The 25269-nt window shown below is 64.7% G+C and carries 22 protein-coding genes and 1 tRNA gene; 19 read left to right on the forward strand and 4 right to left on the reverse strand.

What is annotated here, in order from left to right:
• The first annotated feature begins 22 nt into the window (after positions 1 to 22).
• The 19 genes from ARTH_RS05765 (at position 23) to ARTH_RS05855 (ending at position 20693) form a co-directional block, all read left to right on the forward strand.
• Positions 23 to 1132 (forward strand): BMP family lipoprotein, encoded by a 1110-nt coding sequence (locus tag ARTH_RS05765; protein WP_043429508.1) that lies wholly within the window; start codon positions 23 to 25, stop codon positions 1130 to 1132.
• Positions 1133 to 1318: 186 nt separating this feature from the next.
• A complete protein-coding gene (locus ARTH_RS05770; RefSeq protein ID WP_043429509.1) occupies positions 1319 to 2950 on the forward strand; it encodes an ABC transporter ATP-binding protein in 1632 nt (543 codons plus the stop codon).
• Positions 2943 to 4376, forward strand: coding sequence for an ABC transporter permease (locus ARTH_RS05775; protein WP_043429514.1), 1434 nt, complete (start codon positions 2943 to 2945; stop codon positions 4374 to 4376). Before ARTH_RS05770 ends, ARTH_RS05775 begins: the two co-directional genes overlap by 8 nt.
• On the forward strand, positions 4373 to 5716 hold the full coding sequence (locus ARTH_RS05780; RefSeq protein WP_011691001.1) for an ABC transporter permease: 1344 nt from the start codon (positions 4373 to 4375) through the stop codon (positions 5714 to 5716). Before ARTH_RS05775 ends, ARTH_RS05780 begins: the two co-directional genes overlap by 4 nt.
• A gap of 38 nt (positions 5717 to 5754) precedes the next feature.
• On the forward strand, positions 5755 to 6159 hold the full coding sequence (locus ARTH_RS05785; protein WP_043430441.1) for a cytidine deaminase: 405 nt from the start codon (positions 5755 to 5757) through the stop codon (positions 6157 to 6159).
• Positions 6156 to 7478 carry a thymidine phosphorylase gene (locus ARTH_RS05790; RefSeq protein ID WP_011691003.1) on the forward strand — a complete coding sequence of 441 codons (1323 nt, stop codon included), beginning with the start codon at positions 6156 to 6158 and terminating at the stop codon, positions 7476 to 7478. The genes ARTH_RS05785 and ARTH_RS05790 overlap by 4 nt, the downstream gene beginning before the upstream one ends.
• A 100-nt stretch (positions 7479 to 7578) precedes the next feature.
• Positions 7579 to 8211, forward strand: a complete 633-nt coding sequence (locus ARTH_RS05795) for a DedA family protein (protein ID WP_011691004.1) — start codon at positions 7579 to 7581, stop codon at positions 8209 to 8211.
• 143 nt (positions 8212 to 8354) lie between these two features.
• Complete coding sequence (locus ARTH_RS05800) at positions 8355 to 9110, forward strand: DedA family protein (protein WP_011691005.1); 756 nt, start codon at positions 8355 to 8357, stop codon at positions 9108 to 9110.
• Positions 9111 to 9179: 69 nt separating this feature from the next.
• Positions 9180 to 10325: an adenosine deaminase gene (locus tag ARTH_RS05805; RefSeq protein ID WP_011691006.1), complete on the forward strand. Its 1146-nt coding sequence runs from the start codon at positions 9180 to 9182 to the stop codon at positions 10323 to 10325.
• 67 nt (positions 10326 to 10392) lie between these two features.
• Positions 10393 to 11028: a MazG nucleotide pyrophosphohydrolase domain-containing protein gene (locus ARTH_RS05810; protein ID WP_043429517.1), complete on the forward strand. Its 636-nt coding sequence runs from the start codon at positions 10393 to 10395 to the stop codon at positions 11026 to 11028.
• A 122-nt stretch (positions 11029 to 11150) separates the two neighbouring features.
• Positions 11151 to 12431 carry a phosphopyruvate hydratase gene (gene eno, locus ARTH_RS05815; protein WP_011691008.1) on the forward strand — a complete coding sequence of 427 codons (1281 nt, stop codon included), beginning with the start codon at positions 11151 to 11153 and terminating at the stop codon, positions 12429 to 12431.
• Between the two features lie 85 nt (positions 12432 to 12516).
• Complete coding sequence (locus ARTH_RS05820; RefSeq protein WP_011691009.1) at positions 12517 to 13206, forward strand: FtsB family cell division protein; 690 nt, start codon at positions 12517 to 12519, stop codon at positions 13204 to 13206.
• 130 nt (positions 13207 to 13336) lie between these two features.
• Positions 13337 to 14038: a DUF501 domain-containing protein gene (locus tag ARTH_RS05825; protein ID WP_011691010.1), complete on the forward strand. Its 702-nt coding sequence runs from the start codon at positions 13337 to 13339 to the stop codon at positions 14036 to 14038.
• The gene (locus tag ARTH_RS05830; protein WP_011691011.1) at positions 14035 to 14982 is read left to right on the forward strand and encodes a Ppx/GppA phosphatase family protein; all 948 of its coding nucleotides are present in this window, start codon (positions 14035 to 14037) and stop codon (positions 14980 to 14982) included. Before ARTH_RS05825 ends, ARTH_RS05830 begins: the two co-directional genes overlap by 4 nt.
• A gap of 130 nt (positions 14983 to 15112) precedes the next feature.
• On the forward strand, positions 15113 to 16492 hold the full coding sequence (locus ARTH_RS05835; protein ID WP_156810628.1) for a S8 family serine peptidase: 1380 nt from the start codon (positions 15113 to 15115) through the stop codon (positions 16490 to 16492).
• A gap of 52 nt (positions 16493 to 16544) precedes the next feature.
• A complete protein-coding gene (locus ARTH_RS05840) occupies positions 16545 to 18014 on the forward strand; it encodes an NAD(P)/FAD-dependent oxidoreductase (RefSeq protein ID WP_011691013.1) in 1470 nt (489 codons plus the stop codon).
• 64 nt (positions 18015 to 18078) lie between these two features.
• A complete protein-coding gene (locus tag ARTH_RS05845) occupies positions 18079 to 19023 on the forward strand; it encodes an N-acetyltransferase (protein ID WP_043429519.1) in 945 nt (314 codons plus the stop codon).
• Positions 19024 to 19043: 20 nt separating this feature from the next.
• Positions 19044 to 19117: transfer RNA gene (locus ARTH_RS05850), tRNA-Leu, on the forward strand.
• Between the two features lie 226 nt (positions 19118 to 19343).
• Positions 19344 to 20693, forward strand: coding sequence for an ABC transporter substrate-binding protein (locus ARTH_RS05855; RefSeq protein WP_011691015.1), 1350 nt, complete (start codon positions 19344 to 19346; stop codon positions 20691 to 20693).
• A 182-nt stretch (positions 20694 to 20875) separates the two neighbouring features.
• Here ARTH_RS05855 and ARTH_RS05860 read toward each other — a convergent pair whose 3' ends face one another.
• Genes ARTH_RS05860 through ARTH_RS05875 form a run of 4 tightly spaced genes read right to left on the reverse strand, consistent with a single transcriptional unit; the run spans position 20876 to position 24964 of the window.
• Positions 20876 to 21646, reverse strand: a complete 771-nt coding sequence (locus ARTH_RS05860) for an ABC transporter ATP-binding protein (protein WP_011691016.1) — start codon at positions 21644 to 21646, stop codon at positions 20876 to 20878.
• Positions 21643 to 22692: an ABC transporter ATP-binding protein gene (locus ARTH_RS05865; protein ID WP_011691017.1), complete on the reverse strand. Its 1050-nt coding sequence runs from the start codon at positions 22690 to 22692 to the stop codon at positions 21643 to 21645. The genes ARTH_RS05860 and ARTH_RS05865 overlap by 4 nt, the downstream gene beginning before the upstream one ends.
• The gene (locus ARTH_RS05870) at positions 22689 to 23657 is read right to left on the reverse strand and encodes a branched-chain amino acid ABC transporter permease (RefSeq protein WP_011691018.1); all 969 of its coding nucleotides are present in this window, start codon (positions 23655 to 23657) and stop codon (positions 22689 to 22691) included. Before ARTH_RS05870 ends, ARTH_RS05865 begins: the two co-directional genes overlap by 4 nt.
• An 11-nt stretch (positions 23658 to 23668) precedes the next feature.
• Positions 23669 to 24964 carry a branched-chain amino acid ABC transporter permease gene (locus ARTH_RS05875; RefSeq protein WP_232223596.1) on the reverse strand — a complete coding sequence of 432 codons (1296 nt, stop codon included), beginning with the start codon at positions 24962 to 24964 and terminating at the stop codon, positions 23669 to 23671.
• Positions 24965 to 25269 lie beyond the last annotated feature (305 nt).

Consider the following 25269-nt stretch of genomic DNA (forward strand, 5'->3'; position numbering starts at 1 on the left):
TCTCTTTGTTCCTGGAGGAAAATTGAAGAACTCACTGCGTGCAACCCTCAAGCGCGGTTCAATGACCGGCGTTGCCACCGCCGGGGCGGCCGCTCTCCTGCTGACCAGCTGCGGGGCTGCCCCGGAAGCGGGCAACACCGCTAGCGCCACCGCCAGCGACTACACGGGCTGCATCGTGTCCGACTCGGGTGGATTCGACGACCAGTCGTTCAACCAGTCCTCCTACGAAGGCCTGAAGAAGGCTGAGAAGGATCTCGGGATCAAGGTCAACCAGGTCGAGTCCAAGACCAACAACGACTTCGAGCCGAACCTCCGCGCCATGGTCACTGCAGGCTGCGACCTGACCGTCACGGTCGGCTTCCTCCTCGGCGACGCCACCAAGGCCCAGGCCACCGCCAACCCGGACAAGCACTTCGCCATCATCGACTTCGGCTACGACACCCCCATCACCAACGTCAAGCCGATCATCTACGACACCGCCCAGGCTGCCTTCCTGGCCGGTTACCTCGCGGCAGGCTCCACCAAGACCGGAACGGTGGCGACCTTCGGCGGCATCAAGATCCCCACTGTCACCATCTTCATGGACGGCTACGCCGACGGCGTGAAGTACTACAACGAACAGAAGGGCAAGGACGTCAAGATCCTTGGCTGGGACAAGGCGAAGCAGGACGGCAGCTTCACGGGCGACTTCGAAAAGCAGGACAAGGGCAAGCAGCTGACCCAGAACTTCCTGGACCAGGGCGCAGACATCGTGATGCCCGTTGCCGGCCCCGTCGGCAAGGGCGCAGGCGCAGCACTCAAGGAAGCCAAGGCCGCAGGCAAGGACGTCAAACTCATCTGGGTTGACTCGGACGGCTTCCTCACCGCCCCTGACTACAAGGACATCATGCTCTCCTCCGTCATGAAGCAGATGGGCGAAGCAGTGGAGACCGTCGTGAAGGAAGACAAGGACGGCAAGTTTAGCAACACGCCGTACGTCGGCACCCTCGCGAACGACGGCGTGCAGCTGGCTCCGTTCCACGATCTGGAGTCCCAGGTTCCCGCGGAACTGAAGACCGAACTGGAACAGATCAAGAAGGACATCGTCGACGGCAAGCTGAAGGTCGAGTCGGCAGCGAGCCCGAAGGCCTAGTTCCCTCCGCAAAGCGCCACCACCCGGTTGGTCACTGACTTCCGGGCGGTGGCGCTTTTCGTTGGGCGCGGGCTTTTCCCAACGGGCGCCGCCCGCTCCGCCAAAGGCTGCAGGCACTAGGCTGGTGCTGCAGCCACATATCCCGTCCGGGCACATTTTCCGGACGCTTCGAGATTGGTCAGAGTTTTGAAACTTGAACTCAGAGGGATCACCAAACGCTTCGGCTCCCTTATTGCCAACGATCACATCGATGTGGTTGTTGAACCCGGGCAAATTCATTGTTTGCTGGGTGAAAACGGCGCTGGCAAGTCCACGCTGATGAATGTCCTGTACGGCCTGTACGAGCCAAGTGAGGGCGAAATCCTGGTGGACGGCAAGGCCGTCACCTTCCGCGGCCCGGGTGACGCGATGGCTGCGGGCATCGGCATGGTGCACCAGCACTTCATGCTGGTTCCGGTCTTTACAGTTGCGGAGAACGTGGCCTTGGGCGCTGAAACCACCAAGGCCGGCGGTTTCCTGAACCTGGATGACACCCGGCGCAAGATCAAGGAGATCTCCGACAAATACGGTTTCGACGTCGACCCCGATGCCCTGATCGAGGATCTTCCCGTTGGTGTCCAGCAGCGCGTGGAAATCATCAAGGCCCTGGTCCGCGACGCCAAGGTGCTCATCCTCGACGAGCCCACCGCCGTGCTGACACCGCAGGACACCGACGAACTCCTGGACATCATGCGCCAGCTGAAAAGCCACGGCACCTCGATCGTCTTCATCTCCCACAAACTCCGCGAAGTGAAGGCCGTTTCCGACACGATCACGGTCATCCGGCGCGGAAAGGTGGTGGGCACGGCGGACCCCGGTGCTTCGACCACCGAGCTTGCATCCATGATGGTGGGCCGCGCAGTCAACCTGACCCTGGACAAGGCACCGGCCAAGCCGCAGGAAACCACGTTCCAGGTCAAGGACCTCACCGTGATCGCCCCGACAGGCCAGCATGTGGTGGACGGGATCAGCTTCGACATTGCCCGCGGCGAAATCCTGGCCATCGCGGGAGTGCAGGGCAATGGCCAGACCGAACTGACGGAAGCCATCCTTGGCCTGCAGGACCGCGTCCACGGCTCCATCCTGCTTGACGGCGAAGAACTCCTGGGCCGCAGCGTCAAGGAAGTACTCGGGGCCGGCGTCGGCTTTGTCCCGGAGGACCGGACCGTTGACGGGCTGATCGGCACGTTCTCCATCGCGGAGAATCTGGTCCTGGACCGCTACGATCAGCCGCCATTCGCCAAAGGCATCAGCATGAGCCCTGCCCGGATCCTTGAGAACGCCAAGTCCCGGATCGACGAGTTCGACGTCCGGACCCCGTCCGGGGCGCTGGCCGCAGGGACCCTCTCCGGCGGAAACCAGCAAAAAGTGGTGATGGCACGGGAGCTGTCCCGGCCGCTGCGGCTGTTTATCGCCTCCCAGCCCACCCGAGGCGTGGATGTAGGTTCCATTGAGTTCCTGCACAAACGCATTGTTGCTGAACGGGACCAGGGAACACCGGTGATGATTGTGTCCACGGAACTCGACGAAGTCATCGAGCTCGCGGACCGGATCGCAGTGCTCTACAAGGGCAAGCTGGTGGGCATCGTCCCTTCCGGCACCGGACGCGACGTCCTGGGCCTGATGATGGCGGGCCTGTCCCCGGAAAGCGCCCACGCGGATGCCGCCCAAACGGCCGTAGCCCACGCGGACGCGGCCCACGCGGACGCAGGCGCGACCAGCGGGTACACACCCGTCCAGACGTCCACCTCCGGTGCCGAAGGAGGCGACCATGACTGAACAGGACAAGCCCAAGCACATGGCTGACGAAAACGCGGCGGACCGCAGGGCAACCCCGGCGCCCGAACCCCGAAGTTCCGATCCCCAAAGCTCCGAGCCCCAAGGCCCCGAACCCCAGGCGCCCGCCGAAGAGACCGCGGCCGCCGCCGCGCTGGACACAGCCGGCGGGGCGATGCGGCCTTCGGCTGTTCCCGTCTCGGCCCAGAGCGGCACGGTTCCGGGCGGCGCGGAGACACTGGTCCGGCGGATCTTCACCGGCAGCGGCATGGTGTCGGTGCTGGCGGTCCTGCTTGCCCTGATCCTCGGCGGACTACTGATTGCTAGCACGGACAAGCAGGTGGGTGCCACGGCAAGCTACCTCTTTGCCCGGCCCTCGGATTTCCTCTCGGCTGTCTGGACCGCCGCGACGCGTTCGTACGTCGCGCTGTTCCAGGGGTCCGTGTTCAACCCCCGCGGTTCCAGCGTTGCGGTGCAGTTCGCTCCGCTGATGGAGACCCTCACCATCGCCACTCCGCTGATCACGGCCGGCCTCGGCGTCGCGCTGGCTTTCCGCGCCGGCCTGTTCAACATCGGTGCCCAGGGCCAGATCATCATGGCCGGCATCCTCGCGGCCTGGGTCGGCTTCGCCCTGCACCTGCCGCTGGGACTGCACCTGCTGCTGGTACTCGTTGCCGGCATCGTGGGCGGCGCGCTCTGGGGCGGGCTGGTGGGCCTGCTGAAGGCCCGCACTGGGGCCCACGAGGTCATCCTGACCATCATGTTCAACTACATCGCCCTGTACTTCCTGCGCTACCTGCTGAACACGCCGGCATTCCAGCGGCCGGGGGAGTCCAACCCCATCTCGCCGATCCTGGATCCCACCGCTGTGTACCCGCAGATTTTCGGGACCCAGTACCGGCTCCACCTGGGCTTTGTCCTGGCCATCGCCGCCACCGTTCTCGTCTGGTGGCTGCTTAACCGCTCCACCGTGGGCTTTGAATTCCGCGCGGTCGGTGCCAACCCCAAGGCGGCCCTGACCGCGGGCATCAACGTGCCCCGGGCCACGGTCCTGGTCATGGCGATCGCCGGTGCCCTGGCCGGGATGTCCGGCGTGGCGCAGGTGGCGGGAACCGAAAAGGTCCTGACCGACGGCGTCGCCGCCACTTACGGGTTCGACGCCATCACGGTTGCACTCCTGGGACGTTCGACGCCGTGGGGCACCTTCGCGGCCGGACTGCTGTTCGGCGCCTTCCGCGCCGGCGCGGTGCAGATGCAGATCCAGACCGGAACCCCGATCGACATTGTGCTCGTGGTCCAGTCGCTGATCGTGCTGTTCATCGCGGCACCGCCGCTGGTGCGGGCCGTCTTCGGGCTAAACCCGCGCAAGAAGAAGGCCGTAGCGGCCGGTAAGTCCCAGAAGGCAGCCACCACCGGAGGTGCAGCATGAGCACAACAGCAACATCGCCCGTTCCGGGAAAGCCGCAGCAGGGAAAGCCGGAGCCCGGAACAACGCGGCCGGCCGCGGACAGCGTTCCTGCGGTCTCGGCAAAGCCCGTGACGTGGAAGGTGCCGGTACTGCTCGCCGTTCTCGGCGTCGTGGCGTTCATTTTCTTCGGTGTCATGGGACCCAACCAGACGGCCAAGTTCGGGATTTCGTCGAGCGGCGACTTCTTCCAGCTTCCGGCCATCGAAGTTCCAGCTTTTCTGGGCGGAATCGTTCTGTCGGTCCTGATGCTGGGACTCGCCGCCTACGCGGTGTATCTCAAGACCCGTAACCAAGCCTCTCCCGGCTGGCTGCCCATCGTCTTCATCGTGCTCTTCGTGGCAGCGTTCCTGATCTGGGTGGTGGGCGGCGCCCGCACGCCGAGCATCTCGCTGGCCGGGCTCATTGCCGGTTCCGTGACGCTCGCGGTCCCGCTCGTCTTCGGCTCCCTTTCCGGTGTGCTCTGTGAACGCGCGGGCGTCGTCAACATCGCGATTGAGGGCCAGCTGCTGGGCGGTGCGTTTACGGCCGCGATGGTGGCCACCTTGACCAAGAGCCCCTTCATCGGGCTGCTGGCGGCGGCCGTTGCCGGCGCCGTCGTCTCCATGGTCCTGGCGGTCTTCAGCATCAAATACCTGGTCAACCAGATTATCGTGGGCGTGGTCCTCAACGTCCTGGTTTCGGGCCTGACAGGTTTCCTGTTCAGCACCGTGATGCAGGCCAACAAGGCACAGTTCAACTCTCCGGGACGGCTGCCCATCATCGACATCCCCGTGCTGTCCAGCATCCCGGTGATCGGCCCCATCCTCTTCAAGCAGTCCGTGGTGGGTTACCTGATGTACATCGCAGTCGCCGTGGTGTGGGTCGGCCTCTTCAAGACCAAATGGGGCCTTCGCGTCCGGGCCGTCGGGGAACACCCGCAGGCCGCCGACACCATGGGCATCAAGGTCAACGCCACGCGCTTCTGGAACGTCACCCTCGGCGGAGCGGTGGCAGGCATCGGCGGTTCCTTCTTTACCCTGGTGGCCATCGACAGTTTCACCAAGGAGATCTCGGGCGGACGCGGCTTCATCGCCCTGGCCGCGCTGATCTTCGGCCGGTGGAACCCGATCGGGGCCTTCTTCGCGGCCCTGCTGTTCGGCTTCGCGGACAACCTGCAGAGCATCGTGACTATCATCGGCACGCCGGTTCCCAGCCAGTTCATGGCCATGCTGCCCTACCTGGTGACGGTGCTCGCCGTGGCTGGACTGGTGGGCCGCTCCAGGCCGCCGGCGGCTGACGGCATACCGTACGTCAAGGGTTGACGGCGGTGGACGAGGATTCGACCCGCGCGGGCACCGGCATGGAAGGCAGCGATGTCGACTGGGCAGCACTCGAAGCGGCCGCCGTTGACGCCATGAAGAACGCATATGCACCGTATTCGAAGTTCGCGGTGGGGGCGGCGGCCCTCACCGCGGACGGCCGGATGGTGAGCGGCTGCAACGTCGAAAACGCCAGTTACGGCCTGACGCTGTGCGCCGAATGCACACTGGTGGGCAACCTGCACATGACCGGAGGCGGCCTGCTGCGCGCCTTCTATTGTGTGGATGCCGCAGGCAACATCCTGATGCCGTGCGGGCGCTGCCGGCAGCTGCTGTACGAATTCCGGGCGCCGGACATGGAACTCATGACCGCACAGGGAATTAAGACAATGGACCAGGTGCTACCCGATGCCTTTGGTCCCCAACACCTGGAGGAACCCCGGTGACACAAACCCCAAGCAACACCGAAGCGTTCGACGCCGTCGACATCATCCGCATCAAGCGGGACAGGGGAGTCCTGAGCCCGGCCCAGATCGACTGGACCATCGACGCCTATACCCGCGGCGCGATCGCCGACGAGCAGATGGCCGCCCTGAACATGGCCATCCTGCTCAACGGCATGGACCGCGCGGAAATTTCGCGCTGGACCGCCGCGATGATCGCGTCCGGCGAACGGATGGACTTCTCCGGACTGAGGCGGGCCGACGGCAGCGTGAAGCCGACGTCGGACAAGCACTCCACCGGGGGAGTGGGGGACAAGATCACGCTGCCGCTGGCACCGCTTGTTGCTGTATTTGGCGTGGCTGTTCCACAGCTCTCCGGCCGGGGCCTGGGCCACACCGGCGGCACACTGGACAAGCTGGAAGCCATCCCGGGCTGGCGCGCAGGGCTGAGCAACGACGAAATGATGGCTCAGCTCCAAAACGTCGGGGCAGTGATCTGCGCCGCGGGTGCCGGGCTGGCCCCTGCGGACAAGAAGCTCTATGCCCTGCGCGACGTCACGGGAACGGTGGAAGCCATCCCGCTGATTGCGTCCTCCATCATGAGCAAGAAGATCGCGGAGGGCACCGGCTCACTGGTCCTCGACGTCAAGGTGGGAAGTGGCGCCTTTATGAAGGACGAGGCCCGCGCCAGGGAACTGGCCGAGACGATGGTGGCCTTGGGCAAGGATGCCGGTGTCAACACCGTGGCCCTTTTGACTAACATGAACACGCCACTGGGCCTGACCGCCGGAAACTCGATCGAGGTTGAGGAATCCGTGGAGGTGCTGGCCGGCGGCGGTCCGGAAGACGTCGTGGAACTGACGGTCCGGCTGGCGGAGGAGATGCTCGCCTGCGCCGGCGTTCATGACGCCGACCCGCGCGCCGCGCTCAAGGACGGCCGGGCCATGGACGTGTGGAACCGCATGATCGAGGCACAAGGTGGGGACCCCCGGGCCAAGCTTCCCGTTGCCAGGGAATCCGAAGTCGTCTACGCGCCGGCCGACGGTGTCCTCGTGGAGCTGGATGCACTGGCCGTTGGCGTGGCCGCGTGGCGGCTAGGTGCCGGCCGGGCGCGCAAGGAGGACCAGGTCCAGGCGGGTGCCGGCGTCCGGCTGCACGCCAAGCCCGGTGCCGTGGTCCGCGCAGGCGAGCCCCTGATGACGCTACTGACGGACACCCCGGAGAAGTTCGAGCGGGCCAAGGAAGCCCTCGAAGGGTCCGTCGTCATCGCACCGGAGGGCTCCCGGCCGGCGCAGAAACTCATCATCGACCGCATCGCCTGATCCCGTGATTCTCCCCGGCCGGCTTCCTGTAGCAGCGACGCCAGTGGCCGCCCGTGGACCGGCCGGGGAGAAAACGGGTGGTCCCGGCCGTTAGGAAACTGTGCAGGCTATCAACGACTTCATTCTCGCGGCGGCGGGACAGCCCTGGGTTCTCCTCCTGGTGCTGGCATGCTGCGTGATCGACGGGTTCTTCCCGCCGATCCCCAGCGAGTCGGTGGTCGTTGGCCTGGCGGCCGTGGCTGCGACCGCCGATGTCCCCAACCCGTGGCTGCTGATGCTCATGGCCGCACTGGGGGCCTTCGGCGGCGACAACATCGCCTACTTGATCGGACGGCAGGTGGGCACCCGCCGCTGGCGGTGGATGCGCGGACCGCGAATGCAGACCGCCTTTCACTGGGCCGGGAGGGAACTCCGGAAACGGCCGGCGTCGCTGGTCCTCGTGGCCCGGTTTGTTCCGATCGGCCGGGTGGCCGTCAACCTCACGGCGGGCGCCACCCATTTTCCGCACCTTCGTTTCGTGGGCTTGACCGTCCTGTCCGCAGCGCTTTGGTCCTCCTACTCAGTGGCAATCGGGCTGTTTTTCGGGCAATGGTTCGAAGACAACCACCTGCTGGGTGCCGCCATCGCCATCGCCTGCGCGATCCTCCTCGGCATCCTCGTGGACATCCTGATCAGCCGCCTCCGCGGCCGGCTGCCTGAGGAGCCTGCAGGGGAAGCAGCACCGGGACCCTGACCGGGCTGTCCGGCGTCCGCTGAACGGTGCGTTGAAGCACCGGACCGCGGGTCAGCTTTTCCCGGCCGTAGCGTAGCGGATCATGCCGCTGACATGGGACACTAAATAGCGATTTCCGTCACTTTATAGGAGCAGGGCCCCGCGTGGAATTTATCAATGAGGCAGTGCTCCATGCCGCAGGTCAATGGTGGATCTATCCCATCCTGCTGGTGTTCTTTTTTGTTGACGGCTTTGCGATGGTTGTCCCCAGCGAAACACTCATCGTGGCGCTTGCGGCATTTTCGCGCCAAAGCGGTGAACCCAACCTCTGGATCCTTGGCGTCACGGCGCTGGTCGGTGCCATCGCCGGAGACAACATGGCCTACATGCTCGGGCGGAAGATCGGGCTTGAACGCTGGCGCTGGATGCGCAAGCCCAAGGTACAGAAGGTCTTCGCGTGGGCCCACTATGAGCTGGAGAAGCGCGGCGCCGTCCTGATCTTCACTGCACGGTACATCCCGTGGGGCCGCGTGGCGGTCAACTACGTTGCCGGCACCACGGCTTTCCCGCACCGCAGGTTCTTCGTCCTGGATGCCCTTGCCTGCGTCACCTGGGTGGGTTACTCGATCGGGATAGGCCTGCTGGCGAGTTCCTTCCCCTTGCTGCATGACAATCCGCTCCTCGGTGCCGGCATTGCGGTGGTGTTCGCCATCATCCTCGGCATCATCATCGACCACCTGCTGCGCTGGTGGCACAAACGGCTGGGACGCCACGATGATGCACGTCCCGGGGCGGAATCCACTAAGGGAGCCGGCAGGGAAGCCTCCCCGGAACCTGGAGTGCGCGCCGAGAGGGACGCCGCCGTCGAGGTCGCACCGCCGGCCATGCCCGCCGTCGCCGAAGTGGAAACGGGCCGCTGAACGGGGCTTCGGCCAAGGCCGTTGCCCACCGGGTGGCGCCTGACGCTGTCCGACCCTAAGGTTGGAACCGTGACTGAGCCTATTCTTGACGCTGCCCCTGCCATCGACTTCGACCTCAAGAGCCTCCCCAAGGTATCCCTGCACGACCACCTGGACGGCGGCCTGCGCCCGGCCACCATCATCGAACTGGCGGAAGCCGTTGGACACACGCTGCCGTCCACCGATCCCGTGGCGCTGGGGGAGTGGTTCCGCGAGTCCGCCGATTCCGGCTCCCTGGTCCGCTACCTCGAGACCTTCGACCACACCATCGCCGTGATGCAGACCAAAGAGGGTCTTTTCCGGGTGGCCAAGGAATTCGTGGAAGACCTCGCCGACGACGGCGTGGTGTACGGCGAAGTCCGCTGGGCACCGGAACAGCACCTGCAGAAGGGCCTGACGCTCGACGAAGTGGTCGAGGCCATCCAGGAAGGGCTCGACGCCGGTGTGGACGCCGTTGCCGAAACCGGCCGGGAGATCCAGGTAGGCCAGCTCATCACGGCCATGCGCCACGCCGACCGGGGCCAGGAGATCGCCGAACTGGCAGTCCGCCACCGTAACAACGGAGCAGTGGGCTTCGACATCGCCGGCGCCGAGGACGGGTTCCTGCCGTCCCGCTTCCGCGATGCCTTTACGTACCTCGCCCAGCACAACTTCCCCGCCACGGTCCACGCCGGCGAAGCCGCGGGCCTCGAAAGCATCCAGTCCGCCCTCGTCGACGGCCGTGCCCTGCGCCTCGGCCACGGCGTGCGCATCGCCGAGGACATCACGGTCGAATTCGATGACGAGGACTCCGCAGAGGAAGCCGATGAGAACATCGGCATGGTGACCCTCGGCGAGCTCTCCAGCTGGGTCCGCGACCGCGGCATCGCGCTGGAAATTTGCCCCTCCTCCAACCTGCAGACCGGGGCCATCGCCGGCTTCGGCGAGGGCATCGAAAGCCACCCGCTGGACATGCTGTACCAGCTCGGCTTCAATGTCACGATCAACACGGACAACCGGCTGATGAGCGGCGTGACCCTCACCGACGAGTTCGAACTGCTTGTGGAGACCTTCGACTACGACCTTGACGACATCCTGGAGCTCACGCTCAATGCCGCCGAAGCCGCCTTCCTGCCGCTGGAGGAAAAGGAAGCCCTCGTTGAGTACATCAACGACGCCTACGCCAATCTTGCCTAACGACGGTCCAGCTCCGGTTGCCTCCCTGGTGGGCGTCATAGCCGCCCTCAGGGAGCACTGCCCCTGGATGGGGGCGCTGACGCACGAGTCGCTGGTGGAGTACCTCCTCGAGGAGGCTTTTGAGGTGGCCGAAACAATCGAAACCGGCGCAGACGAGGCAGAGCTCCGCGGCGAGCTGGGCGATGTCCTGCTCCAGGTCGTGCTGCACGCCCGCCTCGCGGAGGAACGCGGAAGTTTCGGATTCGACGACGTCGTCCAGGGCCTCACGGCAAAGATGATCCGCCGGAACCCTCACGTCTTCCGGCCGGACGGCTCGCTCCAGGACACCTTCCCGGCCAGTGTCGAGGAGATCGTCCGGAACTGGGACTCCATCAAACAGGCCGAGAAGCCGGAGCGCGGTGATCCCTTCGAGGGAATTCCGCAAGGGCTCCCGGCCCTCGCTAGGGCCCAAAAGTCGCTGGACCGGGCCGCAAGGGCGGGGTTTCAACGGCCTCAACCTCCGGTGGGTGATCAGGCCGGCCCTGTGGCTGAGCTTGTCGAAACCATGGACTCCGAACAGCAGCTCGGCGATCTCCTGTTCGAGCTGGTCGCCGCTGCCCGCACCAGCGGTTTCGACGCCGAACGCGCCCTCCGCGGGGCTGTCCGGCGCTACCAGGACGGCCACCGTACTGCTCACCCTGACCTGCCCCGGACGGGATCATGACGTCCGGGTGCTGGATAGGTTTCCGTAACCTGCACCACTCTCGACTACGCTAGTCCCTGACGAGGACGTCGAGTTTTTCCGCTAGTTTCCCAGTAAATCGCTTCACCATAAGGAGCATATTCATGGCGCTTATCGATGCCATTCACGCCCGCGAGATCCTCGATTCCCGTGGCAACCCGACCGTAGAAGTTGAAGTTCTGCTTTCCGATGGCCAGATCGGCCGCGCGGCAGTTCCCTCCGGCGCCTCCACCGGCGAACACGAGGCTGTTGAGCTGCGCGACGGAGACAAGGGACGCTACCTTGGCAAGGGCGTCCAGAAAGCCGTCGACGCCGTCATCGACCAGATCGCCCCGGCACTGACCGGTTTCGACGCCACGGACCAGCGCAGCATCGACCAGGCCATGATTGACCTGGACGGCACCCCCAACAAGTCCAAGCTCGGCGCCAACGCCATCCTGGGCGTTTCCCTGGCAGTGGCCAACGCCGCAGCAGCGTCGGCTGACCTGCCGCTGTACAAGTACCTCGGCGGCCCCAACGCGCACGTCCTGCCCGTTCCGCTGATGAACATCCTCAACGGCGGCTCGCACGCCGACTCGGATGTGGACATCCAGGAATTCATGATCGCCCCGATCGGCGCCGAGACCTTCTCCGAGGGCCTCCGCTGGGGTGTTGAGGTCTACCACAACCTCAAGTCCGTCCTGCAGGCCAAGGGCCTCTCCACCGGCCTGGGCGACGAAGGCGGCTTCGCTCCGAACCTGCCGTCCAACCGTGCGGCACTGGACCTGATCCAGGAAGCCATCAAGAACGCCGGCTACATCCCGGGCAAGGACATTGCCCTGGCACTGGACGTTGCCTCCTCCGAGTTCTTCAAGGACGGCGCCTACCAGTTCGAAGGCAAGGCCCTTTCCGCCACCGAAATGAGCGCTTACTACGCGGAGCTCGTGGCCGACTACCCGCTGGTTTCCATCGAGGATCCGCTGGACGAAAACGACTGGGAAGGCTGGAAGACCCTCACCGACGCCATCGGTGACAAGGTGCAGCTCGTCGGCGACGATCTCTTCGTCACCAACCCGTCCATTCTGCAGCGCGGCATTGACACCGCTACGGCCAACTCCCTGCTGGTCAAGGTGAACCAGATCGGTTCGCTGACCGAAACCCTGGACGCCGTTTCACTGGCCCAGCGTGCCGGTTACACCACCATCACCTCGCACCGCTCCGGCGAAACCGAGGACACCACCATTGCTGACATCGCCGTTGCCACCAACGCGGGCCAGATCAAGACCGGTGCCCCGGCGCGCTCCGAGCGCGTTGCCAAGTACAACCAGCTGCTGCGCATCGAAGAAGAACTCGACGACGCCGCACGCTACGCCGGACGCAGCGCCTTCCCGCGTTTCAAGGGCTAGCATCCAAAAAAACAGCTGACCGGTGGCTATGGTTGAAAGACCATGGCCACCGGTTCTGTTTGTGGTCCGCTTTTGAAGGAGTGTCATGGCCACCCGACGTCCCAAGGTTCCCCGCGCCACGCCCGCGGTGCGTCAGTCCAAGGATGCCGACGACGGCGCTGAAGTCATCCGCGCGGATTTCGGCGCGACGCGCCACGTGCCCGCTGACGGCGAAGCCAAAACGCCCGTCGGGCCCGCGAAATCCACCACGGCCGGACGGCTGGGCGCGTCCGTCAAAGCCGGGGTCGCCGCAGGTAAGCACGCGGCCGGCCGGCCGCCAGGAAGTCACGCCGGCGCCAAAGCCCCGGGTGCTGCTGTCAAGGACGGAGCCGACAGCCAGGATCCCGTGCCCGCAAAGGCCTTTTCCGGCCGGATGCTGGCCCTGGCCGTCGTCATGATTGCCATCACCATCATGCTGGCCCCTACGGTCAAGATCTTCATCGACAAAAAGGCCGAGATCGCCGCGCTGGAGGCCGATATCGCCGCACGGAAAGCCGAACAGGACGGCCTGAAACTCCAGGTCTCGCGCTGGCAGGACCCGAACTACGTGAAACAGCAGGCCCGCGACCGCATTAACATGGTTATGCCGGGAGAAACCGGCTACTGGGTGTTTGGCAGCGATCTGCCGGCCGGGACCGCCAGTGGCCAGGCCGGAACAGGAACAGCACAGGACCCGGCCAACCTGCCATGGGTGGATTCGCTTTGGGAGTCCATCAGGCGCTCGGCAACAGACTAGAGGCGGTGCCCTCCGCCGGCTTTCCCACGGGTCAGCCTCCAAGGGCAGGAAGGCGGCCGCGCCAGTGGACCAGAATGCAGTAGGCGACAACGCCCTGGGCGGGTTGCCCGTGACAGAAGACGCCTCGACCGTGCCCGCGTCCAGCCACCCGTCCGCCCGGGACCTGGATGTGCTGAGCCGCCAGCTCGGGCGCCCCGTGCGCGACGTCGTCGAGATCCCTGCCCGCTGTGTCTGCGGCAACCCCCTGGTCGCGGCGACGTCACCGCGGCTCAGCAACGGAACGCCGTTCCCCACCACGTTTTATCTGACCCACCCCGTCATCACTTCGGCGGTATCACGGCTCGAGGCTGCCGGCCTGATGAACCGGATGAACGAACAGCTCGCTGAGGACTCCGCCCTCGCCGCAAGCTACCGGGCTGCCCATGAGGCGTACCTCGTGTCCCGGGCGGAGATTGGCGAACGGTCCGGAATAGGCGCCGTGCCCGAGATCGACGGCGTCTCCGCCGGCGGGATGCCCACCCGGGTGAAATGCCTCCACGTCCTGGTGGGCCATTCCCTGGCCGCCGGCCCCGGCGTCAATCCCCTCGGTGATGAGGCCATTGCCGCCATCAGTGAATGGTGGACCGCGGACCGTTGCTACTGCGACGGCGCCTGGGATACCGGCGGAGAAGCGCCCTCCAGGGACCTCAGCCGTCACGGGCCGCAGGGGCTCCCCGACATCGTGGGCCGTCCGGCGCCCGTCCGCAAGACCCAGCGGCACGCTGATGGTAACCACGCTGATGGTAGCCACGCTGACGGGAACACCGGGAACACCACGGAGGCTGCCCAGTGAACCGCGTTGCCGCCATTGACTGCGGAACCAATTCCATCCGTCTCCTGATCGCAGATGTGGAGGGAAACGGAAGCAGTTCCAAGCTCACCGACGTCGTGCGCGAAATGCGTGTGGTCCGGCTGGGCCAGGGTGTGGACGCCACCGGCGAACTGGCACAGGAGGCGCTGGAGCGCACTTTCGCCGCCACGTCGGACTACGCCGCGCTGATCCGCGAACACGGGGCGGGCAAGGTCCGCTTCGTTGCCACCTCCGCCACCCGGGATGCCAGCAACCGGAACGTGTTCGTGGACGGTATCCGCGAGATCCTGGGCGTCGAGCCGGAGGTGATCACCGGCGATGAAGAGGCGGCCCTGTCCTTTGCAGGCGCAAGCAGCGTCCTTCCGTCCCGCGGCGCCGACCCCGTGCTGGTAGTGGACCTCGGCGGCGGAAGCACCGAATTCGTGCTCGGCGACGCCAGCGGCGTCATTGCCGCCAAATCCGTGGACGTCGGCTGTGTCCGGATGACGGAACGCCACCTTCGGAACGATCCGCCGTCACCGGAGCAGATCGCCGCGGCGGAGGCCGACGTCGACGCCGCCATCACCGAGGCGGAACTGGCCGTTCCGCTGGAACGCACCACCGCCGTCGTCGGCGTGGCAGGGTCCGTCACCACCATTACGGCCCATGCGCTCCGGCTGCCCGAATACTCGCCCGCGGCGATCCACGGCGCGGAACTTCCCCTCAGCACAGTCGGCGAGGCGTGCACGGAACTCCTCGGGATGTCCAAGGCCGAACGGGCCGGACTTCCATACATGCATCCTGGCCGGGTGGACGTCATCGGCGCCGGAGGACTGGTCTGGCGCCGCGTGCTGGAGCACCTCGCGGAGGTAACGGAGGGAAGGATCACTTCGGCTGTCGCCAGTGAACACGAAATTCTCGACGGAATCGCCCTGAGTATCAGCTAGCGCGCTGGTATCAGCCACTGACTTCGCATCGGCCGGGTTCCGCAAGAGCCGGATCCTCGTCCCGCCGATGCCACGCGACCGGAGCCTGCCTCCGTGCCGCGCCATCCCATGTAAAGCCGATTGGACCCGAATGACCAGAGCAACAACCCGCCGGGACCGGATGGCCTCCGCCGTGACTGCACTTGCCCTGGCCGCAGCTAGCTTGGCAACGTCGCTGATCGCGGCACCGGAAGCCCGGGCCGACGCATGGCGGGACAAACAGTACTGGCTGGCCGAATCCGGCATCACCAAAGCGTGGGAAGTTTCTAAGGGCGCCAATGTCAAAGTGGCCGTCATCGACAGCGGCGTGGATGCGAAGCACCCCGACCTGAAGGGCGCCGTCGTTGGCGGAAGCGATGCCTCCGGGGCCGGCAGCGCAGACGGACAGAAGAGCATCGGCTCGAAACCTGAGCACGGGACCCTGGTGGCAACCATGCTGGCGGGCCGCGGCCACCAGCCGCCAAAATCGACGGCTACCCCCTCACCCGGCGCCCCTCCGGCGCCGGGCCCGGACGGAATTGTGGGCGTCGCCCCCGAAGCGCAGATCCTGTCGGTGTCCACCTGGCTGGGCTCCCCGAACCCCGGCGGCAAGACCGACCAGGAACAGATCCCGGCCGCCGTCCGCTGGGCCGTGGACAACGGCGCACGTGTGATCAACATTTCGCTGGGCAGCACTTCGCCGGAATGGCCGCAGAGCTGGGACGCAGCGTTCCTCTACGCCGAACAAAAGGATGTGGTTATTGTCGCCGCGGCAGGGAACCGCGTGGGTGGCAACGTGCAGGTGGGAGCCCCCGCCACCATCCCCGGCGTCCTGACGGTGGCAGGCCTGGACCGCAAGGGCGCCGCCAGCATCGATTCCTCGTCCCAGGGCATCAGTATTGGCGTGGCCGCACCGGCCGAAGACCTGATCGGCGGCATGCCCGGGGACGGCTATGCGGAATGGGCGGGAACATCGGGCGCTACGCCGATCGTGTCCGGGGTGGCGGCGCTGATCCGCTCGAAGTGGCCCGAGATGACAGCCAGCCAGGTCATCAACAGGATTGTCACGACGGCCAAGGATGCCGGGGCACCGGGCAAGGACCCAATCTACGGCTTTGGCGTGCTCAACGCGGAAGCCGCCCTGAAAGACGATGTTCCTGATACGAAGGTCAATCCGCTGGGCACGGTGGCTGATTGGATCAGGGTCCACCGCCGTGGCGAGTCCGCCGCGACCACCCCCGCGGCTGAACCCGGCAGCAGCCCCACGAGTGCGCCGGCCACGCTGCCCGCCGCCACCGTCCCGGTGGCCGAAGCTCCGTCCCAGCTGGACAGTGCGGTTCCGGCCATGGTCGTCATCGGCTTCGTAATGCTGTTCCTGGCCATCATCGGTGGCGCCGTCTATCAACTGCGACGGGCGGCCAGGAATCCCGGGAATCTGCGCGATGAGCCGGATACCGGGGTGCTGGACAAGGTGGACTCGAACGGAAAGTAACGGCGACGGATTAGTTAGTGAAGATTTTCACAAACTACTGTATTCTAGAACCATGGCAACAACCCCACAGCTCCAGGACCGTCCCAGGGTACTCGTCGTCGGCGGCGGGTACGTCGGCCTGTACGTAGCCCTCAAACTGCAGAACAAGATCGCGAATGCCGGTGGCATCGTCACCGTCGTTGATCCGCTGCCCTACATGACCTACCAGCCCTTCCTGCCGGAAGTTGCCGGCGGAAACATCGAGGCGCGCCACGCTGTCGTCTCGCACCGTCAGCACCTGAAGCAGACGGAACTCATCCAGGGCCGCGTCACCTCGATCGACCACGCCAACCGGACCGCGGTGGTTGCCCCGTCCGACGGCGGCCCGAACTTTGAGGTCCCGTACTTCGACGTCGTACTGGCCGCTGGTGCCATTACCCGCACCTTCCCCATCAAGGGCCTTGCGGACAAGGGAATCGGCCTGAAGACCATCGAGGAAGCCGTTGCGCTGCGCAACAAGGTCCTCGAGCGGATCGAAGCCGGCTCCACCATCACTGATCCTGCCGAGCGCGCCCGCGCCCTCACCTTCGTGGTGGTTGGTGGCGGCTTCGCCGGCATCGAGTGCATCACCGAGATGGAAGACCTTGCCCGCGCGGCGGTCAAGAACAATCCCCGCGTCAAGCAGGAGGAAGTCCGCTTCGTCCTGGTGGAAGCCATGGGCCGCATCATGCCCGAGGTCACCGCCAAGCAGGCCGAGTGGGTCGTGGAGCACCTGCGTAGCCGCGGCATTGAAGTCCTGCTGAACACCTCGTTGGACAACGCCGAGGGCTCCCTTAAGCTCATCAACCTGCCGGACAAGACCCCGGCCCAGGAATTCGAAGCCGATACCCTCGTCTGGACTGCAGGCGTGCAGGCCAACCCGATGGTCCGCTCCACCGACTTCCCGCTGGAGCCGCGCGGCCGCGTCCGCGTGCTTCCGGACCTGCGTATCGCCGGTGACGAAGGCATCATCGAGAATGCCTGGGCTGCCGGCGACATTGCCGCCGTGCCTGACCTCACGGGCAGCGGCCTGCCGGACGGCACCTGCGTGCCGAATGCGCAGCACGCCCTTCGCCAGGCCAAGCGCCTCGCGAAGAACCTTTGGGCCTCCCGCTGGGACAAGGAACTCAAGGACTACAAGCACAAGAACCTGGGCGCCGTTGCCGGCTTTGGCGAATGGAAGGGCGTTGCCAACATCAACCTCCTGGGCCGCATCGGGCTCAAGGGCCCCCTCGCCTGGCTGGCTCACCGCGGCTACCACGGCATGGCCATGCCCACGTTCGAGCGCAAGTTCCGGGTGATCATCAACTGGATCATTAGTTTCTTCGCAGGCCGCGACACCACCCAGCTGCTGGACCTGGACAACCCGCGCGGAGCTTTCGTCGCTGCGGCCACTCCTGCTCCCAAGCCGGCCGCGGCTACAGTCGCTCCGGCGGCTGACAAGCCGGCCGAATCCGGCAGCAACAGCCAGCAGAAGCAGACTGTATCGGCTGACACCAAGTAGCCACCCAACGCCGATGGCGGCCGTTCCCCGCGGGGAACGGCCGCCATTGTTGTTTAATGGCTCAATGACTGGTGAAAAGGACATCCGTGCCCTCTTGGCATCCATCCACCCCGTCCTGCGCGAGGGGGAATACGTGTACGTCCTGTGGCCCTACGGCAGGCCGCTGGTTCCAGGCATCGAAGCCGCAGTCCGGGAAGCGGAAGGGCTCACCGTGGTGCTGCCCCGGGCTGAGGCGGACAGGCTGGAGCTTCGCTACGACTTCGTTGCCTCCTGGATCACCCTTCAGGTGCATTCGTCCCTCGAAGCCATCGGATTGACTGCAGCGGTCAGTGCGGCGCTCACCAACTCCCGAATCAGCTGCAACGTCCTCGCCGGGTTCCACCACGACCACCTCCTGGTTCCGGTGGCTGATGCGGACCGCGCCTTGGAGATACTCCACGAACTGGCTGCAGCAAGTACCGAGCAGCCTGCACCGAAGCTTGTCCTGCGCACTGAACAGCCGGCGGACAGGCCCGCCATCCTGGAGCTCACGGCGGCTGCTTTCTCGGTGTCGCCGGTTACCGGGCTTCCCGTGGACGGTGAACCCGTGGAAGTGGGGCTGTTGAAGCAGCTTTTCGACTGCGACGAGTATCTGCCTGAGTTCAGCATCGTCGCCGAACAGAATGGTGAAGTGGTGGGCCACGTCATCAGCACGCGGGGCTGGGTGGGGGACCTTGAGCTGCTGGGGCTTGGCCCCATTGGTGTGGTGCCGCGGCTGCAACGCCACGGCATCGGCTCGGCACTTATGCAGGAAACCGTCTCGCGCGCCAACGCGGCGGGGGAGAGGGGCATCGCCCTGCTGGGCAGCCCGGAGTACTACTCCCGTTTCGGCTTTGTGCCGTCCGTGTCCCTGGGCGTTGAACCGCCCAGCGCTGAATGGGGAGATGCCTTCCAGTTCCTCCCGCTCGCTGTCTGGCCCGGTGGTATCCACGGCACGTTCCGGTATGCCGGGCCCTTTCAGCGGCTCTGACGGGATACCATTGACCGGGCGCCCCAGTAGCCCAATTGGCAGAGGCAGCGGACTTAAAATCCGCGTGTTGTGGGTTCGAGTCCCACCTGGGGTACTCCTGTTTATTCGCCGTGCCGCGCTTCACTATGCCTGCTTCCGGCCCGCTCCTTCCGCATTTCAGCGCTTCCGCGCCATGGTGTCCCATATGCAACGACTGTTATAAGGATGTGACCATAGTCACTTATGTTCGGGGCGAAATTGCACTAGCTTGAAGTTAAATCAGGAACACCTGGTAATTCGCATCAAAGGCCGTTCGCACCTTTCGATCGAGGAGACTCTTAATGATTTCACTCCCCCAGGCGGCGCCGCGAGTCGCTAAGCTCACAGCGCTTAGCATCGGCGTCGCCCTTCTGGCTACGGCTTGTGGCGGCTCGTCCACCCCGAGTTCGACAGGCTCCACCACTCCGGCGGCATCCGGAATCGCCTGCCCGGCGCCGAGCGCTAGCGGCGGCGCCACCACCGCAGCGGGCGCGGGCGGCTCGGTCCCGGCCTCTACCACTACTACGGATACTCCGCTCAAGATCGGCTCGCTTCTGCCTACCACGGGCTCGCTGGCGTTCCTCGGGCCGCCCGAAATTGCCGGTGTGAACCTGGGCATCAAGGAAGTCAATGACGCAGGCGGCGTCCTGGGCAAGCCCGTCGAAGTGATCCACCGCGACTCCGGTGACACCAAGACCGACATTGCAACGCAGTCCACCACAGCGCTGCTGGGCAGCGGCGTCAGCGCCATTATCGGCGCTGCATCATCGGGGGTTTCCAAGACCGTCATCAACCAGATCACCGGTGCCGGTGTCATCCAGTTCTCGCCCGCGAACACGTCTCCCGACTTCACCACCTGGGATGACAAGGGCCTCTACTGGCGCACGGCTCCCTCCGATGTGCTGCAGGGCAAGGTGCTCGGCAACTACATGGCTACCTGTGGCGCACAGACCGTCGGCATGATCGTTCTGAACGATGCGTACGGCACCGGCCTGGCCAAGAACGTCAAGTCTGCGTTTGAAGCTGCCGGCGGCAAGGTTGTTGCCGAGGAGCTCTTCAACGAGGGCGACTCGCAGTTCAGCAGCCAGGTGGACAAGGTCATTGCAGCCAAGCCGGATGCGATTGCCCTGATCACCTTCGACCAGGCTAAGAGCATCGTGCCCCTGATGACCGGCAAGGGCATCAAGGCGACCCAGATGTTCCTGGTTGACGGCAACACCTCGGACTACAGCAAGGACTTCCAGGCGGGAACGCTGAAGGGCGCCCAGGGCACCATCCCGGGCACGTTCGCCAAGGACGACTTCAAGAAGAAGCTGCTGGCAATCGACCCGGCGCTGAAGGACTACAGCTATGCAGGCGAGTCGTACGACGCCGTCAACCTGATCGCGCTGGCTGCGGAAGCCGCTAAGAGCACCAAGGGTACCGACATCGCCAAGCAGCTCAAGGCAGTCTCCGAAAGCGGCGAGAAGTGCAACGACTTCCCGTCCTGCGTCACGCTGCTCCGCAACGGCAAGGACATCGACTACGACGGCCAGTCCGGTCCGGTGACCTTCTCCGACGCCGGTGACCCGACGGAAGCCTACATCGGCATCTACGAGTACCAGGATGACAACACCTACAAGCCGTCGAAGGAAGAATTCGGCAAGCTGTAAAGCCGACTCAACCTTGATAGCGCGAAAGCCCCCGTCCAGCCGGACGGGGGCTTTCTGTTGCCCGGCGCGGCCTCGGCCCCCTGACCACCCATCAAACGCCCGGCGGAGGCAGTGCACGGCTCAGGCATGCAGAAGGGCCGCCACCAAGCGGTGACGGCCCCCCTGCGGCTCGTAGGGGCGGCTTAGACTTCGTCCGCCAGCGTTCCGAGGTACAGCTGGATCACCTTGGGGTCCTTCATGAGCTCCCGGCCGGTACCGGTGTACGCGTCCTTGCCCTGGTCCAGCACATAGGCGCGGTCGCAGATCTGCAGGCAGCGGCGGGCGTTCTGCTCCACCATGATCACCGAAACGCCGGCCCGGTTGATCTCGTGGACCCGCAGGAAGGTCTCATCCTGCTTGACGGGGGAGAGGCCTGCCGACGGCTCATCGAGCAGCAGGACGGCGGGCTCCATCATCAGGGCACGTCCCATGGCCACCATCTGGCGTTCCCCGCCGGAGAGCGAGCCGGCACGCTGGGCGCGGCGCTTGCCGAGCTCAGGGAAGAGGCTGGTAACGAAGTCGAACCGTTCGGCAAAGTCCTTGGGCCGCTGGAACATGCCCATCTGCATGTTCTCCTCGATGGTCAGGGTAGCGAACACATTGTTGTTCTGCGGGACGAAGCCCACGCCCTTGGCCACGAGTTTGTTGGCCTTGAGCCCGGTGATGTCCTGGCCCCTGACCACGACGGAGCCCGAGTGCACCTTCACCAGCCCGAACATCGCCTTCAGCAGCGTGGACTTACCGGCGCCGTTAGGACCGATGATGCCGATCAGTTCGCCTTTGCGGGCTTCAATGCTGCAGCCGTTGAGGATGTTGACGCCGGGGATGTAGCCAGCCACCAGGTTGGTGACCGTGACCACCGCTTGGTCCGCGGCGGCTGGTGTGGCGGCTGCTGCCGCACTGGTGGCGCTCATTCGGTGTCCTTCTTCCGGGTTTCGGGCCGCGGCTCCGTTTCGGCGGCAACGACGTCGACGGCGATAATTCCGGCGTTCTCGGTGCCCACGATTGACTCTTCGTCGGCCACGAGCTCGGCGGCCAGTTCCTTGATGCCTTCGGCGTCGCCCAGGTCCACATCGTGGTGGGCGCCCAGGTAGGCATCGATCACGGCGGGGTTCTTCATCACGTCCTGTGGCGGCCCTTCAGCGACGATCTTGCCTTCGGCCATCACCACCACCCAGTCGGCGATGTGGCGCACCATGTTCATGTCGTGCTCGACGAAGAGCACGGTCATGCCTTCTGCCTTGAGGTTCTTGATGTGGTCAAGGAGGGACTGGGTAAGCGCCGGGTTGACGCCGGCCATGGGCTCATCAAGCATCACTAGTTTGGGCCTGACCATCAGCGATCGTGCCATCTCAAGCAGCTTGCGTTGGCCGCCGGACAACGATGCCGCGTAGTCGTCCTTCTTCGCGTCCAATTTGAACTTCTCCAGCAGGACGTTCGCCTGGGCGGTGATCTCCTTTTCGCGGCCGCCCCACATGCCCTTGAACAGGGCCTTGGAAAGCCGCTCACCGGGCTGCTCAGAGCCTCCCAGCCGCATGTTTTCCATGACAGTCAGCTTGCCCATCACCTTGGTCAGCTGGAACGTGCGGACCATGCCCATCCGGGCCACCTTGTAGGGGGAGACGCCGGCGAGGCTGTTGCCTTCGAACTGCCATTTTCCGGAGTTGGGTGTGTCAAAGCCGGTCAGCAGGTTGAACAGGGTGGTCTTGCCGGCACCATTGGGTCCAATGAGTGCAGTGATTTTGTGGCGGGGGATCTCAAGGTGTTCGACGTCGACGGCGTTGATGCCGCCGAAGCTGCGGGTGACGTTTTCGGCGACGACGATCGGATCCCGCTTCTTGCAGCCCGGGGCGGTCTCGCCGGCGGCGATCGGCCGCGTATCCGTCATGTAGTCAATTCCTGCGGTGTCACCGCTGTTCCCGGTGCCACTTGCTGTTGGCACATTGCGTTGCTCACTCATGCGAACGCCAACTCCTTCTTATTGCCGAAAACGCCCTGGGGCCGGAAGATCATCAGCAGCATCAGCGCGACACCCACGAGGATGTAACGCAGCTGCCCGGCCTGGACCGTGTTCAGCCATGTCACCGCCCCTGATTCAATGAGGCCGTACAGGATGCCCTGGGTGAGCGAGAGCACCACCCAGAAGATCATGGCGCCTACTACCGGGCCAAGCACTGTTCCGAGTCCGCCCAAAAGCAGGCAGGTGTACAGGAAGAACGTCAGCTCGGTGCCGTAGTTCGCCGGCTGGACCGCACCGCGGGGAAGGGTGAAGATCATGCCGGCCAGGGCGCCGAGGACGCCGCCGATGACGAGCGCCTGCATCTTATAGGCGTACACGTTCTTTCCCAGCGAGCGGACTGCGTTCTCGTCCTCGCGGATGCCCTTGAGGACGCGTCCCCACGGGCTGCGCATCAGCAGCCACACCAGGGTGCAACAGACGATCACGAGGCCCCAGCCAACTACGCGGATAAAGAAGTCCCTGTTGTTCATTCCAAAGTAGGAGCCTTCGGGGAACGGGTTCATGGAGTAGAACCCGCCTTCGAAGGCGGCCAGGCCGTTGGCGGAGCCCGTCACGGACGTGAGCTGGTTGGTGGTGACGATGTAGCGGACGATTTCCGCGGCCGCGATCGTCACGATGGCCAGGTAGTCGGCGCGCAGGCGAAGGGTTGGAATGCCCAGCAGCAACGCGAAAATAGCCGAGCAGGCGACGGCAATGAGCAGGCCTACAAAGAACGGGACGCCGAAGCTAAGCGTCGAGATGGCGAAGCCGTAGGCGCCTACCGCCATAAAGCCGGCCTGGCCGAAGTTCAGCAGGCCGGAGTAGCCGAAGTGAACGGCGAGGCCGAGGGCGGCAAGCGCGTACGCCGCCGTCGTCGGGCTGAACAGTTCACCGGCAGCGCTGGAAAAAATGAATCCAAAGTCCATGGCTGTGTCTCCTAACCCACGCGCTCGCGACGGCCCAGGATGCCCTGCGGCCGGAACAAGAGGACAACAATCATGATGAACAGTGCTCCCACATATTTGAGGTCGGCGGCCAGGCCGAACACGGTGGTCAGCTCCACGAAGATGCCGACGATGATGGATCCGATCAGTGCACCGAAGACCGTGCCGAGGCCGCCCAGGGTCACGCCGGCGAAGATGAGCAGCAGGATCTGCGAACCCATATCGAAGGTGACGCCGGGCCGGTAGTAGGCCCAGAGAATGCCGCCGAGGGAGGCCAGCATTCCGCCCGCAACCCAGACAATCCGGATCACGTTGTCGACATCGATGCCCGAGGCGGCCGCGAGGGCTGGGTTGTCGGCGACTGCGCGGGTGGCTTTGCCCAGGCGGGTCTTCAGGAGGATGAAACCGATGAGTGCGATCACGACGGCACTGATGACCAGCGACCACAGGTTGTTGGGCGAGATCGATACCGGCCCAATCTGTATTTCAGCGCTCTGGGCGTAGGGCAGTTGCTGGGTCGATCCGCCGAAGTAGAACTGAATGACATAGCGGACCGCGAGTGCGAGGCCAATGCTGACGATCATCATCGGGACCAGGCCCGTCCCGCGTCGGCGCAGCGGTTTCCACAGGCCGGCATCCTGGACGTAACCGAACAGGCCGCCGCCCAGCAGCGCAAGGACCACCGCCAGCCAGAACGGAAGGCTCATGGCGTTGAAGGCGAAGACCAGAACGGCGCCGAAGGTGACCATCTCGCCGTGGGCAAAGTTGGTGAGGCCGGTAGTTCCGAAAATCAGCGAGAGTCCCACCGAGGCCAGCGCCAGCAGGAGGCCGAAGCTAAGGCCGGCCACGAGCCTGTTCAGCAGGTTCTGGCCGAAGTCCTGTTGCTGGACCACAATGCCTTTGCCGAAGGCAAAGATCACGGAGAGGTTGGAAGTCTGGCTGAAAGTGACTTTGCGGGGATTCTCCTGGCCGTCAGCGAGCTTGATGCCTTCGGGGAGAGTGGACTCGTCCAGCTCTACTTCATAGGTGCCCTGGACCGGGACTCCGATGGTCCACGAGCCGTTGGCGCCTGATTTTGCGGTCCCGGTGAAATCCCCGCTTTTGGCAGTGATCGTAACGTCAGCGATAGGGGCCCGAGCGTCGTCCCGCAGGAAGCCGCTGATGCTGTTCTGGAACTGCTGGTTCGACGGGGATGGCGTCGGCGAGGGGGTAGTGGCCTGCGATGCCGGGGCTACGACGAGGAGGATTGCAACGACGGCGGCAAATATAGCCCCCAACGTCTTCAGCAATCCGCCGCGCCGTCTGTGCGACAGGCCTCTCGGTGTGCTTCTCAAAATGAAAACCTCCACATGGGGGTGGACTGGGTTGCGCCTTTACAACCACTGCGAACGGAGCGGGGGACGTAGTCGTGGCGCTAAATATGCGGTAGACAAACCGGATACCTTGTGATGTCAGTCACCCTGCTTGGGCTTATGTTACAGCCAGCGGGGATCAATGGAGCCTCGCACGGGCACCCCTAAGATAGCGATCAGATAACAACAGTGAAGCTCAACCTCAGGTTTGATGCAGTTCTGCTAAAGAAAACTTTTGTTGA

The organism is Arthrobacter sp. FB24 (assembly GCF_000196235.1).
Taxonomy (GTDB): Bacteria; Actinomycetota; Actinomycetes; order Actinomycetales; family Micrococcaceae; genus Arthrobacter.

Bases quoted from the DNA above. Each gene is read 5' to 3' on its own strand.
- ARTH_RS05775 (WP_043429514.1), top strand. From the start codon at position 2,943: ATGACTGAACAGGACAAGCCCAAGCACATGGCTGACGAAAACGCGGCG.
- ARTH_RS05810 (WP_043429517.1), top strand. From the start codon at position 10,393: ATGGGGGCGCTGACGCACGAGTCGCTGGTGGAGTACCTCCTCGAGGAG.
- ARTH_RS05860 (WP_011691016.1), bottom strand. From the start codon at position 21,646: ATGAGCGCCACCAGTGCGGCAGCAGCCGCCACACCAGCCGCCGCGGAC.
- ARTH_RS05835 (WP_156810628.1), top strand. From the start codon at position 15,113: ATGACCAGAGCAACAACCCGCCGGGACCGGATGGCCTCCGCCGTGACT.
- ARTH_RS05865 (WP_011691017.1), bottom strand. From the start codon at position 22,692: ATGAGTGAGCAACGCAATGTGCCAACAGCAAGTGGCACCGGGAACAGC.
- ARTH_RS05855 (WP_011691015.1), top strand. From the start codon at position 19,344: ATGATTTCACTCCCCCAGGCGGCGCCGCGAGTCGCTAAGCTCACAGCG.
- ARTH_RS05840 (WP_011691013.1), top strand. From the start codon at position 16,545: ATGGCAACAACCCCACAGCTCCAGGACCGTCCCAGGGTACTCGTCGTC.
- ARTH_RS05780 (WP_011691001.1), top strand. From the start codon at position 4,373: ATGAGCACAACAGCAACATCGCCCGTTCCGGGAAAGCCGCAGCAGGGA.
- ARTH_RS05845 (WP_043429519.1), top strand. From the start codon at position 18,079: ATGACTGGTGAAAAGGACATCCGTGCCCTCTTGGCATCCATCCACCCC.
- ARTH_RS05870 (WP_011691018.1), bottom strand. From the start codon at position 23,657: ATGGACTTTGGATTCATTTTTTCCAGCGCTGCCGGTGAACTGTTCAGC.
- ARTH_RS05785 (WP_043430441.1), top strand. From the start codon at position 5,755: ATGGAAGGCAGCGATGTCGACTGGGCAGCACTCGAAGCGGCCGCCGTT.
- eno (WP_011691008.1), top strand. From the start codon at position 11,151: ATGGCGCTTATCGATGCCATTCACGCCCGCGAGATCCTCGATTCCCGT.
- ARTH_RS05820 (WP_011691009.1), top strand. From the start codon at position 12,517: ATGGCCACCCGACGTCCCAAGGTTCCCCGCGCCACGCCCGCGGTGCGT.